Here is a 13,941-nt window from a genome sequence, read left to right as displayed (position 1 = left end):
TCCTGGCCCCCCTCTGGCAGGCAAGCGTTCTGCTCTGTATACCCCTGTTACGAAGCCGCGAACAGTTCGGTTCAGTCAGCCCCGGCCCGGATGCGCCGGCCTGGCGCTATTTGGTGAGCGTGTACTGGGCCACGTTGGAGATGCCTTTGCGGAACAGCTCCGCGCAGCCGGTCAGATAGCGCATGAAGCGGTCGTAGACCTCTTCGGACTGGATGGCGATGGCGCGTTCGCGATTCGCCGCCAGGTTGGCCGCCCACGTGTCGAGTGTCCGCGCATAATGCGGCTGCAGGTACTGGGTGTGCTCGAGTGTGAATCCGCTGTTCCGGGAATTGTCGACGATATCGGGCTCGCCGCACATGTGTCCGCCGGGGAAGATTTCCTTGCCGAGGAAGCGCAGGAATCGCAGATCCGACATCGTGATCGTGATGCCGTGCTCGTGCCAGTAGTTCTGCGGATGCGTGAAAATGCTATGCATCAGCATTCGGCTGCCTTCGGGAAGGGTTTTATAGGCCCAATCCCAGAACGTCGGCCAGCGTTCTTTCTTGAATGCGTCGAAGGCCTCGAAACTGACGATCCGATCGACCTGCTCGTCGAATTCTTCCCAGCCCTGCAAACGGGCCTCGGTGCGCCGCGTCGTCGGGATCGCCGCCAGCCGAGCTTTGGTGCGCGCGTAGTGGTTGCGGCTCAACGTGATGCCGATGACATTCACGTCGTACTTCTCCACCGCCCGCACCACGGCGCCGCCCCAGCCGCATCCGACGTCGAGCACCGTCATCCCGGGCTCGAGTTTCATCTTGTCCAGCGCCAGATCGATCTTGGCGAGTTGCGCCTCTTCCAGGGTCATGTCGTCGTTTTTGAAGTAGGCGCAGGTGTACACCATGTTCGGGTCGAGGAACAGTGCGAAGAAGTCGTCCGAAATGTCGTAGGTTGCCTGCGATTCTTCGTAATACGGCTTCAGCTTTGCCATTAGCGACACCCGCCCTTCTGTGCCAACCGTACAACCCTGCGACACGGACCGGAAATCGCGGGGATGTGTTTCTACCAAATGTTTTTGGCTAGCGCGCCTCGTTGATGTTTTCCGCTAGCACGCCGATCACCTGATCCCACAACTGCTGTGGAAGATCATGACCCATGCCGTCGTATGTCACCAGTCGGGCCCCATCGATCGCCCGCGCCACGGCGCGCCCACCGGAGGGGCGCATCAGCTTGTCGGCCCGGCCGTGGATCACCACGGTGGGCGCGGTGGTCTGGCGGTTGTAGCCACGCAGGCTGCCGCTGCCCAGCACCGCGTCGAAATGCCGGGCGACGCCCCACGGGTAGTAGCTGCGTTCGTAGCTTTCGATGGCCTCGGCCCGCAGCTGCTCCTCGGGAGCCGGGTACCGCGGGCTGCCGATGATCTTGCTGACGCGAATGGCATTGTCGATGATCACGTCGCGCGGCGAACTCGGCGCCGGTCCCTTGATGAGCGCCAGCAATTGGCGAGGCCCGGGCGGTGGCAAGAACGCCGAATTGTTGCTGGAGAAGATGATTCCCAGGGTCTTCGTCCGCTCCTGGAATCGCCCGGCGAAAATCTGGGCGATCATCCCGCCCATCGAAGCGCCCACGATGTGCGCCTGCTCGATGCCCAGGTGATCGAGCACGGCCGCGGCGTCGTCGGCCATGTCCTCGAGCTTGTACGCCGCTTTGCTCGGCAGCCCCAGAAAGGAGCGGACCAAGCGCATCACCAGCGGCTGCCCCGAGCTGCGACGCTGGGTCTTGCTCGAAAGGCCGACGTCGCGGTTGTCGTACCGGATGACGCGCAGCCGGTGCCCGACCAGCTTCTCGCAGAACGCGGTTCGCCACAGCAGCAGCTGGGCGCCCAGCCCCATGATCAGCAGCACGGGCGGGTCGTCGATGTCGCCCATGTCCTCGTAGTACAGCTTCAAGTCGCCCGATGTGGCGTTCCCGGCGCGGACCTCCATCAGACCTCGACGTCCGAGGAGTGCTCGCGGCTGACTTCGACCATGAAGTTCGCGAAATAGCCCGTCAGTTGCGGATCCGACATCATCTGCCACCTGGGCGCCAGCAGCTTCATGTACCGCTCGACATAGAGGAATTGCTTGCCGATCAGCACCAGCTCGCGGGGGAGCTTGACGTCGTAGGCGTCGGCCAGCGCCGACAACTGCCGGCCGATGTCCGCGTAGGACATGTCGCCGAGCGTCTGCATGGTCAGCGGGGTCGCGAATTTTTCCAGGTCCTTGGCGGCCTCGGCCTCGGGCTTCATGGTGCCGACGGCGCCCATCAACACCACGATCTTGCCCGCCGCGGCGTGGTCCTTCTTGACCAGCAGCGCGTACACCAGCTCGCGCAGCAGCCAGCGGGTGCGGGGATCGATGCGGCCCATGATGCCGAAATCGAAGAAGACGATGCGGCCCTGATCGTCGACATAGAGGTTGCCTGCGTGCAGGTCGCCGTGGAACAACCCGTGCCGCAACCCGCCCTCGAACAGCGAGAAGAGCAGCGCCTTGACCAGCTCGACACCGTCGAACCCGGCCTTGCGGATGGCCGCGACGTCGTCGATCCGGATGCCCTGCACCCGCTCCATCGTCAGCACCCGGTCGCTGGTGAAATCCCAGAACACCTGCGGCACCCGGATGTTCTTGCCCAGTGGGGAGGGGTGCAGGTGCGACACCCAGGCCTCCATCGACTGTGCCTCCAGCCGGAAGTTCAACTCCTCGGCCAGGTTGTCGGAGAAGTCGGCGACCACGTCTTGCGCCGAGAGCCGCCGGCCCAGCTTGGCCAATTCGACGGCCTGCGCGAAACGCTTGAGGATCTGCAGGTCGGCCGCGACCCGGCGTCGGATCCCCGGTCGCTGGATCTTGACCACCACCTGCTCGCCGGTGTGCAGGGTGGCGTAGTGCACCTGGGCGATGGACGCCGACGCGAACGGCGTCTCGTCCCATTCGGCGAACAACTCCGACGGGTCGCCGCCCAGGTCTTCGACGATGAGCTTGTGCACCTCGCCGGAGTCGGCGGGCGGCACCCGGTCGAGCAGGCCGCGGAACTCGCGGGACAGGGATTCGCCGAACGCTCCGGGGCTGGACGCGATGATCTGTCCGAACTTGACGTACGTCGGTCCCAGGTCGGCGAAGGTCTGCGGCAGCTGCTTGATCACCTTCTGCTGCCACGGACCCCTACCCGGCAGCTTGGTGAGGATGCGAGCGCCGGTGCGGGTGACCTGCCAACCCGTCGCGGCCACCCGGGCCGCTTCGACCGGGAGCGGCACCCGGTCGAGCTTGGCTCCCTCTCGATGTTTGGTAGAGCTCATCAGTGCAGTGTGCCAAACCGGCACGGATGAATCCCAATCCTCTAACGCGGGCGGCCACCGCTTTCCCCGCTTTTCCAGGGCTGCACCCAGCCCTCGATCGCCCAGCCTTCCCGCGCGGCGATCAGCTCGTACATGGTGGCGCCGTCGATCGTCTCCCGGATGATGTCGGCGTGCCCGGCATGCCGGGCCAGCTCGTTGATCACGTGCAGGATCACCCAGCGCACCGACCAGGCCCGCTGATCCTTGGGAAACCACGGGATGTCCTGCGGAACCGGCACCGCGGCGTCCAGGTCGGCGGTCTCCACCAGCCGCAGCGACGTCGCGTTCTGCGCCTCGAACGCCCCCAGCAGCCCGGCCAGCGTCTCGTCGGGCCGCATCACGTGCTGATCGCCGAACTCCGCGGCGATCTGCTCGAACGGGCGCGGGTCCTTCGGCGGCGCGTCCGGTGCCGCGGCCACGCGCGCCATCCAGCTGCGTTGCATCCCGGTGGCGTGCTTGACCAGGCCGCCGATCGACAGCGCGCTGACCGAGGGCGTGGATCGGGCCTGGTCGTCGGTGAGGCCATGGCTGACCGCGAAATAGGCGCTCTGGTGGTACGCCAGGAATTCGCGGAGGGCGCTGCGTTCGTCGGCCACCGGCGGGGCGAGGGCGGGCATTGATCGATCCTAGGGGCTCGACGCGCCGTAAGGTTCGGGGATGCAGGTGGTTTCGGCATGCAACTGACGAAGGCCGAGTCGACCGAGCTGTTCGTCGGGCCACCGCATGCGCCGCTGCAGTTGGTCCGCGTCACCGTTGCCGAGTGTGCGGACCAGACGCCGGTCCGCGTCGACGGCCACGGCCTGCTCGGCGAGGCGGTCGCCGAACCCGGGCGCGAGGTCGTCGAGGTCGCGGTGACCGTGCAGGAGGGCGTCGTCGGGCAGCGCCGCTCCGCGCGGGTGCACGCCGGTGGCCAGCGGCTGCCGTTCGAGTTCACCGTGGCCGAGCCCGGCTGGACGATGTTCATGGTCAGCCACTTCCACTACGACCCGGTGTGGTGGAACACCCAGGGCGCGTACACCAGCGAGTGGGCCGAGGATCCGCCGGGACGAGCCCGTCAACGGAACGGCTTCGACCTGGTGCGTGCGCATCTGGAGATGGCGCGCCGCGATCCCGACTACAAGTTCGTGCTGGCCGAGGTCGACTACCTCAAGCCGTACTGGGACACCCGGCCCGAGGACCGGGCCGACCTGCGCCGGTTCATCGGCCAGGGCCGCGTCGAGGTGATGGGCGGCACCTACAACGAACCCAACACCAACCTCACCAGTCCCGAGACGACGATTCGTAACCTGGTGCACGGCATGGGTTTTCAGCGGAACGTCCTGGGCGCCAACCCGGCCACCGCGTGGCAGCTGGACGTGTTCGGCCACGATCCGCAATTCCCCGGGATGGCCGCCGACGCGGGGCTGACGTCGAGTTCGTGGGCCAGGGGCCCGCACCACCAGTGGGGTCCGGCGCTGGGCGGCGGCGATGTCGAGCGGATGCAGTTCTGCAGCGAGTTCGAGTGGATCTCGCCATCGGGCCGCGGGCTGCTGACGCATTACATGCCGGCGCACTACTCGGCGGGCTGGTGGATGGACTCCGCGGCGTCGCTGGGCGAGGCCGAGAGCGCCACGTACGACCTTTTCGCTCAGCTCAAAAAGGTCGCCCTCACCCGCAATGTGCTGCTACCGGTCGGCACCGACTACACCCCGCCCAACAAGTGGGTCACCGAGATCCACCGCGACTGGGCCGCCCGCTACACCTGGCCGCGGTTCGTGTGCGGGCTGCCGTGCGAGTTCTTCGCGGCGGTGCGTGCCGAACTGACGGATGGGCGCTGCGCGCCTGGAGAACCATCGCCCCAGACCCGGGACATGAACCCGATCTACACCGGCAAGGACGTCTCCTACATCGACACCAAGCAGGCCAACCGGGCCGCCGAGGACGCCGTGCTGGCGGCCGAGCGCTTCGCGGTGTTCGCCGGGCTGCTGACCGGCGCCGCGTACCCGCAGGCCGCCCTGGCCAAGGCCTGGGTGCAGCTGGTCTACGGCGCACACCACGACGCCATCACCGGCTCGGAATCCGACCAGGTGTACCTCGACCTGCTGACCGGATGGCGCGACGCGTGGGAGCTCGGCGGCACGGCCCGCGACCGCGCGCTGGCGGTGTTGTCCAACGCGGTCGACGGCGACGTGGTGGTGTGGAGCCCGCTGACCTGCCCGCGAACCGACGTCGTCACCGTGCGCCTCGACCCGTCCCTGGGCGCGCGGGTTCGGGTGCTCGGCGCCGATGGTGTCGAGCTGGCCGCCCACGTCGAGCACGGCGGCCGGTCGATCAGCTGGTTGGCGCGCGACGTGCCGTCGCTGGGCTGGCGGGCGTATCGGCTGGTGCCCGGCGCAGGGGGCGATCCGGCCGGCTGGCAACCGGTGGTGGGAACGGCGATCTGCAACGAGCACTACCGCGTCGAGGTCGACCCGGCGCGCGGCGGCGGAGTCGCCTCGCTGATCCAGGACGGACGCGAGCTGATCGCCGACGGGCGGGTGGGCAACGAGCTCGCTGTCTACGAGGAGTATCCGGCGCACCCGAGCCAGGGCGAAGGCCCGTGGCATCTGCTGCCCAAGGGGCCGGTGGTGTGCTCGGCCGAAAGCCCCGCGCGGGTGCAGGCCTTTCATGGGCCGCTGGGCCAGCGAGTGGTGGTGCACGGCCGGGTCGGCACGCTGCTGCGCTACGCCCAAACCCTGACCCTGTGGCACGGCGTCGCGCGGGTGGACTGCCGCACCACGATCGACGAGTTCACCGGCGCCGACCAGCTGGTGCGGCTGCGCTGGCCGTGCCCGGTGCCGGGCGCCATGCCGGTCAGCGAGGTGGGCGACGCCGTCGTCGGCCGCGGGTTTGCGCTGCTGCACCCCACCCCCGGCGGCCCCCGCTCGGTGGACACCGCCCAGCACCTGTGGACCCTGGACAACCCGGCGTACGGCTGGTTCGGCCTGTCCTCGGCGGCCCGGGTCCGGGTATCGGGCACCGGCGTGCGGGCGATCTCGGTCGCCGAGGTGGTGTCGCCGGCCGAGGCGGTGTCCGGTCAGCTGGCCCGCGAGCTGATGGTCGCGCTGGTCCGCGCCGGCGTCACGGCCACCTGCAGCTCCGCGGCCAAGCCGCGCTACGGCAACCTCGAGGTCGATTCGAACCTGCCCGACGTCCGCATCGCGCTGGGCGGGCCCGCGCGCAACGCCTTCGCCGCGGCCGTGCTGGCCGGGGCTCCGGCCCACGCCGCAGAACTGAAGCGCCAGTTGGCGACGACCGGTCGGGCCCGAGTATGGGTGCCGGCCGAGACGCCGCTGAACGCCGTGTGGGTGCCCGACGCCGACCTGCGCGCGACGCGCGCGCTGCCGGTGCTGGTCATCGACGGCCACGACGAGGCCGACCTGCGGGCCGCCATCGCCGCCGTCGTCGACGACCTCGCCGACGCCGAGATCACCGTGTCGCAGCACGCACCCTCGGGGACAGGCGTTTTCGAGGACCGCACCGTCGCCCTGCTCAACCGCGGGGTGCCCAGCTTCGCCGTCGACACCGAGGGCACGCTGCACACCGCGCTGATGCGTTCCTGCACCGGCTGGCCGTCGGGCATCTGGATCGACGACCCGCGGCGCACCGCGCCGGACGGGTCCAACTTCGGCCTGCAGCACTGGACCCACACCTTCGACTACGCGTTGGTCAGCGGGGCCGGCGACTGGCGGCGGGCCGAGATCCCCGCCCGCAGCGCGCAGTTCTCCCAGCCACTGCTCGCCGTCGCATCGGGCCGACCGGGGACCGCGCTGCCGCCGGCCGGGTCGCTGCTGCGCGTCGAGCCCGCCGAATCGGTACAGCTGGCCGCCCTCAAGGCAGCCGGAAACCCACTGGCCGCGGGCAGCGCGGCGCCGCTGGACCCGAACGAGGTCGCCCTGCGCTTGGTGGAGACCACCGGGGCGGGCGCCGACGTCGTCATCGACTCCGACGTCGCAACGGTGCGCGACCTGCGACGCGCCGATCTGCTGGAAACGCACCCCGAACGCGTGTCCTCGGTCAGGCTGCACGGCTACCAGGTGGCGACCGTGCTGGCCCGCTTCGGCGCGACCCGCGCCGCGACCGGCGCCCCCGACCTGGCCCCGAACGTCGAGGCCGCGCAGCCGCTGTACGCGCGGTACTGGCTGCACAATCGCGGCCCCGCGCCGCTCGGCGGGCTGCCGGCGGTCGCCCACCTGCACCCGCCACGGGTGACCGGGCAGGCCGGCGGCGAGATGACGTTGCGCCTCACCGCGGCCAGCGACAGCACCGACGCCACGCTGCACGGCACGGTCACTTTGCGGTGTCCGGACGGCTGGACGGCCCAGCCCGCCGAACTGCCCTTCGCCCTGCCGAGCGGTGACCACCTGCACACCGACGTGCTGGTCTCCGTCCCGGCGCGCGCCGAACCCGGCGTTTACGCGATCCGAGCCGAACTGCGCGTCACCGGCGACGAGGTCCCGCCGTCGTGGCGCCAGCCCGTTGAGGATGTGTGCGTGGTGACGGTGGGCGAGGCAGCCGATGAGCTCGTCTACCTGGCCGACGGTCCCGCCGAGGTCGCGCTGCGAGCCGGCGAAGCGGGCACCCTGACCGTCACGGTCGGCAGCCACGCCGGCGCCGACCTGAATCTCGAGGCGCACCTGATCAGCCCGTGGGGCACCTGGGAATGGATGGGTCCCGGCGCGCTCGGCGCGGTGCTACCGGCCCGCTCCACCGTCGACCTAGGCTTCCAGCTGACACCGCCGGCCTGGCTCGAACCCGGCCAGTGGTGGGCGCTGGTGCGGATCGGCTGCGCGGGCCGACTGGTCTACTCGCCGGCGGTGAAGGTGACGGTGACATGAGCGTGCGGCCGATAGCGATCGTTGCCGGCGTGCCCGTTGCGCCTGGCGTGCTCGACGCCGCCGAAGCACGGCTGCGCGGCTCACGCGGCGCGGCCGGCCTGCCGGCCGGCGGCACCAGCGAGGGCCGTCAACTGCGGCGCTGGCTGACCCAGCTGATCGTCACCGAGCGGGTGGTCGCCGCGGAGGCGGCCGCGCGCGGGCTGACCGGACTCGGCGCGCCATCCGAGGCCGAGTTGCTGCCCGACGTGGCCGCCCGGCTGGAGCTCGGCAGCGTCGCCGCCGCCGCGCTGGCCGATCCGCGTGCCCGCGCGCTGTTCGCCGAGGTCACCGCCGAGGTGCGGGTTGCCGACACCGAGGTGGCCGCCTACCACGCCCGCAACCCGTTGCGCTTCGCCGCGCCGCAACAGCTCGAACATGGCTGGCGCACAACGGCGTCCGCGGCACCACCGCTGGACGAGGTGCGATCGGCCATCGAAGAGCAGCTGCGCGCCGCCGCGCGACGGCGGGCCTTTCGGCTGTGGCTGGACGCGCGCCGCGCCGCGCTGGTCGAGCTGGCACCCGGCTACGAGCATCCCGGCGACCCTCGCCAACCCGACAACACCCACCGGCACTGAACGCCATGCTCACCCTCTGCCTGGACATCGGCGGCACCAAAATCGCTGTCGCACTGGCAGATTCGGCTGGAAAGCTGGTGCACACCGCCGTCCGCCCCACGCCGATCACGCCCGCCGCCGGCGACGTCTGGGCCGTCGTCGAAGCGATGATCACCGACGCGCTGCAGGCCGCGGACGCTCCGGTCGGCGCCGTCGGGATCGCGTCGGCCGGGCCCATCGATGTGCGCAGCGGGGCGGTCAGCCCGATCAACATCGACAGCTGGGACCGTTTCCCGTTGCGCGACAAGGTCGCCGCGGCGGTGCCCGGACTGCCGGTGGTACTGGCCGGAGACGGCGTCTGTATGGCCTTGGCGGAGCACTGGATTGGAGCGGGGAAAGGCGCGGACGCCCGATTCCTGTTGGGCATGGTGGTTTCGACGGGGGTGGGCGGCGGTCTGGTGCTCGACGGTGTCCCCTATTCGGGGCGCACCGGCAACGCCGGCCACGTCGGGCATGTGGTGGTCGAACTGGACGGGCGGCCCTGCACCTGCGGCGGTCACGGTTGCGTGGAGACCGTGGCGTCCGGGCCGTGGCTGGTGCGCCGGGCGCGAGAGAGCGGCTGGTCCGCGCCGGCCGGCGCCGGCGCCGGTGACCTGGCGGTTGCAGCGGCGGCCGGAGATCCGTTGGCCCAGCAGGCATTCCACCGGGGGGCCAACGCGCTGGCCGCGATGATCGCCTCGGTCGGCGCGGTGTGCGATCTGGATCTCGTGGTGATCGGGGGAGGGGTCGCCAAATCCGGGCCGCTGCTTTTCGACCCGCTGCGGGCGAAACTCGACGAATACGCCGGCCTGGACTTTTTGTCCGGATTGCGGGTGGTGCCGGGCGAGCTGGGCGCTGATGCCGGGCTGATCGGCGCGGCCCGGCTCGCGGGACTCAGCTGACCCGGCGCGGGTTTCGTGCCAGGGTCGTAGCCATGAACAACAGCATCGACGCGCTCGCGGTCGTGGTCACCGGACTCTTGGTCGGCGTGGAGCTGGGCGTCGCGGTCTTCTTCCACCCGCTCATCGCCCGGTTGCCCGACGACGGCTTCCGCGCGGCCCGCGGCGGCGCCGCCCGAGCGCTGGGCACGACGATGCCGTTCTGGTACGCGATCGTCCTGCTGCTGGTGGGCTCGCTCGCCATCCAGGAACGCGGCGAGCAGCGCGACTGGCTGTGCGGCGTCGCCGCCGGCCTGATGGCCGCGGTGATCCTCCTGACGCTGACCATGCTGGTGCCGATCAACAACCGCATCGCGAAATGGCCGAGCACCGGCGAGTTGTCCCGCGAGCTCGCCGCCCGCTGGGATCGGCGGCACCGCGTCCGGGTGATCCTGCTGCTGGCCGTGTTCGTCCTGCTGGCCCTCGCCGTCACCTGAGGCCGCCGTTTTGGCTGATCGGGCTGGCAACGCTATTGTGTTAGCCGATCCACCGAAGACCGTCGGTCACCGAGCAATCGGTTGAAGGTCCGGGAGCATCCCGGCGGCCCACGCAGGAGGACGAGGCATCAGCGCCGGCTCGCGCCGGCGCCTATCCACGCCCCGGCCGCTTCTGCGCCGGGGCGTTCGTCGTTCTTCGGGGGAATCGAGACGACACGTCGCATTGACTTTCAGGAGGTAGGCATGGCCAGGGCTGACAAGGCCACCGCCGTTGCAGACATTGCCGAGCAGTTCAAGGAAGCGACCGCGACTCTGATCACGGAGTACCGCGGTCTGACCGTCGCCAACCTGGCCGAGCTGCGGCGCTCGCTGGGCGGGGCGGCCACCTACTCGGTGGCCAAGAACACGCTGGTCAAGCGTGCGGCTTCGGAGGCCGGGGTCGAGGGGCTCGACGAGCTCTTCGCCGGCCCGACGGCCATCGCATTCGTCAAAGGGGAACCGGTCGACGCCGCCAAGGCCATCAAGACCTTCGCCAAGGAGCACAAGGCGCTGGTCATCAAGGGCGGCTACATGGACGGCCGGGCTCTGACGGTCGCCGAAGTGGAGCGCATCGCCGACCTCGAGTCTCGCGAGGTGCTGCTGGCCAAGCTGGCGGGCGCGATGAAGGGCAACCTGGCCAAGGCGGCCGGGCTGTTCAACGCTCCGGCGTCGCAGGTCGCCCGCCTTGCGGCCGCCCTGCAAGAGAAGAAGGCCGCAGAGGGGCCGGCAGCTCCCGCGGAGCCCGCGGCCGCCGCGGAGGCCACCACCCCGGAACCCGCATCGGACGCAGCCGCCGAGGTGCCGGAAACTCCGGCCGAAGCCGAATAACAACCACCCCGGAACCTGGGAAAAACAAGGAAGGACCCGTACCCATGGCAAAGATGTCTACCGACGACCTGCTCGACGCTTTCAAGGAAATGACCCTGCTGGAGCTCTCCGACTTCGTGAAGAAGTTCGAGGAGACCTTCGAGGTCACCGCGGCCGCCCCGGTCGCCGTTGCCGCCGCCGGTGGTGGCGCCGCCGGTGGCGCGCCCGCCGAGGCCGCCGAGGAGCAGTCGGAGTTCGACGTGATCCTCGAGGCCGCCGGTGACAAGAAGATCGGCGTCATCAAGGTGGTCCGCGAGATCGTCTCCGGCCTGGGCCTCAAGGAGGCCAAGGACCTGGTCGACGGCGCGCCCAAGCCGCTGCTGGAGAAGGTGGCCAAGGAGGCCGCCGACGAGGCCAAGACCAAGCTCGAGGCCGCCGGCGCCACCGTCACCGTCAAGTAGGTCTACTGCGCGCAAACCCCCGGGATCGCCATCCCGGGGGTTTCGTGCGTTCAGCGCCTGGCCGACTGTAGCGACTGCGCCACCCGCTCGGGTGAATCCCCAAGGGCGGCAAGTAGATTCGTAGTCATCGCGGTAAGCACCGGTACCACCGCCGAGTCGTCGTCGCCGTAGTAGCCGGCCAGCTCCAGCATGACGAACCCGTGGATCAACGCCCAGAACTGGGCCGCGGTGGCCACGACGGACGCATCGTCGTCGGCGGCACCCACCGTGATCCGGCCGGCCAGCATGCATCGGTGCACCCCGCGCACCACGTGGGCGAAGCTGGGGTAGCGCCGCTCGATCTCGGCGACCGTCAGCGTCAGGACGTTGTGGGCGGGCGCATTGATGCCGTGTGCGCTGGTGCTGCCGAACATCAGCCGATACATGTGCGGGCGCCTGATGGCGTAGCGGCGGTAGGCCGCACCCACGACGAAGAGATCGGTAACCGGGTCGGCGGTCTGCGGCACGCTCAGCGCCGCGTCGAACTGCCGCAGCCCCTCCTCGGCCACCTCGGCGATCAGCCCGCGCATGCCGCCGAAGTGGGTGTACACCGCCATCGTGGAGGTGCCCGCGGCGCCGGCGACCTTGCGCGTCTGCAGGGCGTCCGGCCCGTGTTCGTCGAGCAGGCCGACCGCGGCGTGCAGCATCTCCGCCCGAACGCTGCGGTGAACGTATGAAGTCATCCTTGCCATCTTCTCATCGGCGGCGTAGCGTGCCAATAACGCCGAAATAACAGTGTTATAGGAGTTCAGCATGGCGACCACGACGACCGCCAAGCCCGGCAACCCGTACCTCGAGGACTTCCTGGCGCCGGTGAGCGCGGAAGTCACCGCGCACGATCTGCGGGTCACCGGCCGCATCCCCGAACACCTCGACGGTCGCTACCTGCGCAACGGGCCGAACCCCGTCGCGGAGGTGAACCCGGCCGTCTACCACTGGTTCAGCGGCGACGGCATGGTGCACGGCGTGGGATTGCGCGACGGGCAGGCCCGTTGGTACCGCAACCGCTGGGTGCGCACCGCGCACGTGTGCGCGGCATTGAACGAGCCGGCACCCCCGGGGCTGGACCCGCGCGCCGGGATGCTGTCCGTGGGCCCGAACACCAACGTGCTGAGCCATGCCGGCCAAACGCTCGCGCTCGTCGAGGGCGGCGGGGCGAATTACCGGCTGACCGAGGAACTGGACACCGAGGGGGCGTGCGATTTCGACGGCACCCTGTTCGGGGGCTATACCGCCCATCCGCACCGCGACCCCCGTACCGGCGAATTGCACGCGGTGTCCTACGCGTTCACCCGCGGGCGGACCGTGCAGTACTCCGTGATCGATACCGCCGGCCGGGCCCGTCGCACCGTCGACATCGAGGTGTCAGGGTCGCCGATGATGCACGACTTCTCGCTGACCGACAAATACGTGGTGATCTACGACCTGCCGGTGACGTTCGATCCCGTGCAGGTGATGCCGGCGAACGTGCCGCGGTGGTTGAGTTTGCCGGCCCGGCTCGTGATGCAGTCGCTGATCGGACGCGTCCGGGTCCCCGGTCCGGTGACCACGATGATCAACCGCAACCGCGAACCGATCAGTCGGATGCCGTACCGCTGGAATCCTGACTACCCGGCGCGCATCGGGGTCATGCCGCGCGAGGGCCGTGGGAGCAACGCGGGCAAGGATGCCATCCGCTGGTTCGACATCGAGCCCTGTTATGTCTATCACCCGCTCAACGCCTACTCCGAGATACGCGGTGGCGCAGAGGTTTTGGTGCTCGATGTGGTCCGCTACTCGCGGATGTTCGACCGCGACCTGCGCGGCCCCGGCGACAGCCGGCCGACGCTGGACCGCTGGACGATCAACCTTGCGACCGGCGCGGTCAGCAGCGAACGTCGCGACGATCGTCCACAGGAGTTCCCGCGCATCAACGAGGGCCTGCTGGGCGGGCGGCACCGATTCGGCTACACCATCGGCACCGACGGCGGCTACCTGGCGAACGGGGCGTCCGAGATGTCCACCGCGCTCTACAAACACGACTACGCCACGGGATCCAGCGCGGTTGCGGCCCTCGATGCCCCCCTTTTGCTCGGCGAGATGTCCTTTGTGCCCAACCCCGGGGCCCGCGCCGAGGATGACGGCATCCTGATGGGCTTCGGCTATCACCGCGACCGCGACGAAGGCCAGCTGGTCTTGCTGGACGCGCAGACGCTCGAGCACGTGGCCACCGTCCACCTGCCGCAGCGGGTGCCGATGGGCTTTCACGGCAACTGGGCGCCCGCTGGCTAACACGTGCGTCAAATAAGCGGTGCCGCGCGGGCTTCCGGGTGGTCTCAGGACGGCCAATTTTTCCGGCTGTCGTGCGCATCCCTGATGCCGTGTGGCAGGCGTGCGCTACAGTGAC

The 13,941-nt window shown here is 69.5% G+C and carries 12 protein-coding genes; 7 read left to right on the top strand and 5 right to left on the bottom strand.

All coding sequences use genetic code 11. From position 1 onward, the window contains the following. Nucleotides 1-106: 106 nt before the first annotated feature. From AC5Y7E_RS05580 to AC5Y7E_RS05565, 4 genes are all read right to left on the bottom strand, one after another. Nucleotides 107-967, bottom strand: a complete 861-nt coding sequence (locus tag AC5Y7E_RS05580) for a cyclopropane mycolic acid synthase family methyltransferase (RefSeq protein ID WP_499918174.1) — start codon at nucleotides 965-967, stop codon at nucleotides 107-109. Nucleotides 968-1,055: 88 nt separating this feature from the next. Then, nucleotides 1,056-1,961, bottom strand: a complete 906-nt coding sequence (locus AC5Y7E_RS05575; RefSeq protein ID WP_499918175.1) for an alpha/beta fold hydrolase — start codon at nucleotides 1,959-1,961, stop codon at nucleotides 1,056-1,058. Further along, the gene (locus AC5Y7E_RS05570; protein WP_499918176.1) at nucleotides 1,961-3,307 is read right to left on the bottom strand and encodes an ABC1 kinase family protein; all 1,347 of its coding nucleotides are present in this window, start codon (nucleotides 3,305-3,307) and stop codon (nucleotides 1,961-1,963) included. Before AC5Y7E_RS05570 ends, AC5Y7E_RS05575 begins: the two co-directional genes overlap by 1 nt. A gap of 41 nt (nucleotides 3,308-3,348) precedes the next feature. Then, nucleotides 3,349-3,942, bottom strand: a complete 594-nt coding sequence (locus AC5Y7E_RS05565; protein WP_499918267.1) for a DinB family protein — start codon at nucleotides 3,940-3,942, stop codon at nucleotides 3,349-3,351. A 78-nt stretch (nucleotides 3,943-4,020) separates the two neighbouring features. Here AC5Y7E_RS05565 and AC5Y7E_RS05560 point away from each other — a divergent pair, with 78 nt between their 5' ends. The 6 genes from AC5Y7E_RS05560 to rplL all read left to right on the top strand — a co-directional run bounded on the left by AC5Y7E_RS05560 (nucleotide 4,021) and on the right by rplL (nucleotide 11,516). After that, nucleotides 4,021-8,202 carry a glycoside hydrolase family 38 N-terminal domain-containing protein gene (locus AC5Y7E_RS05560; RefSeq protein ID WP_499947898.1) on the top strand — a complete coding sequence of 1,394 codons (4,182 nt, stop codon included), beginning with the start codon at nucleotides 4,021-4,023 and terminating at the stop codon, nucleotides 8,200-8,202. Next, the gene (locus AC5Y7E_RS05555; RefSeq protein ID WP_499947896.1) at nucleotides 8,199-8,816 is read left to right on the top strand and encodes a DUF7158 domain-containing protein; all 618 of its coding nucleotides are present in this window, start codon (nucleotides 8,199-8,201) and stop codon (nucleotides 8,814-8,816) included. Before AC5Y7E_RS05560 ends, AC5Y7E_RS05555 begins: the two co-directional genes overlap by 4 nt. 5 nt (nucleotides 8,817-8,821) lie before the next feature. Further along, nucleotides 8,822-9,736 (top strand): ROK family protein, encoded by a 915-nt coding sequence (locus tag AC5Y7E_RS05550; RefSeq protein ID WP_499947895.1) that lies wholly within the window; start codon nucleotides 8,822-8,824, stop codon nucleotides 9,734-9,736. Between the two features lie 32 nt (nucleotides 9,737-9,768). After that, the gene (locus tag AC5Y7E_RS05545; protein ID WP_499918180.1) at nucleotides 9,769-10,209 is read left to right on the top strand and encodes an anthrone oxygenase family protein; all 441 of its coding nucleotides are present in this window, start codon (nucleotides 9,769-9,771) and stop codon (nucleotides 10,207-10,209) included. A gap of 243 nt (nucleotides 10,210-10,452) precedes the next feature. Continuing rightward, nucleotides 10,453-11,076 carry a 50S ribosomal protein L10 gene (gene rplJ, locus AC5Y7E_RS05540; protein ID WP_499947892.1) on the top strand — a complete coding sequence of 208 codons (624 nt, stop codon included), beginning with the start codon at nucleotides 10,453-10,455 and terminating at the stop codon, nucleotides 11,074-11,076. Between the two features lie 44 nt (nucleotides 11,077-11,120). Then, complete coding sequence (gene rplL, locus AC5Y7E_RS05535) at nucleotides 11,121-11,516, top strand: 50S ribosomal protein L7/L12 (RefSeq protein ID WP_007767831.1); 396 nt, start codon at nucleotides 11,121-11,123, stop codon at nucleotides 11,514-11,516. A gap of 50 nt (nucleotides 11,517-11,566) precedes the next feature. Here the strand turns inward: rplL and AC5Y7E_RS05530 are convergent, their stop codons facing one another. Next, nucleotides 11,567-12,247 carry a TetR/AcrR family transcriptional regulator gene (locus tag AC5Y7E_RS05530; protein ID WP_499947890.1) on the bottom strand — a complete coding sequence of 227 codons (681 nt, stop codon included), beginning with the start codon at nucleotides 12,245-12,247 and terminating at the stop codon, nucleotides 11,567-11,569. Nucleotides 12,248-12,308: 61 nt separating this feature from the next. Here AC5Y7E_RS05530 and AC5Y7E_RS05525 point away from each other — a divergent pair, with 61 nt between their 5' ends. Then, on the top strand, nucleotides 12,309-13,826 hold the full coding sequence (locus tag AC5Y7E_RS05525; protein WP_499947888.1) for a carotenoid oxygenase family protein: 1,518 nt from the start codon (nucleotides 12,309-12,311) through the stop codon (nucleotides 13,824-13,826). The last annotated feature ends 115 nt before the right edge of the window (nucleotides 13,827-13,941 follow it).

The sequence above is a fragment of the Mycobacterium sp. NGS17 genome (assembly GCF_059813205.1).
Note: the sequence above shows the minus strand (reverse complement) of the source record. Positions and strands in the feature narration are given on the sequence as shown.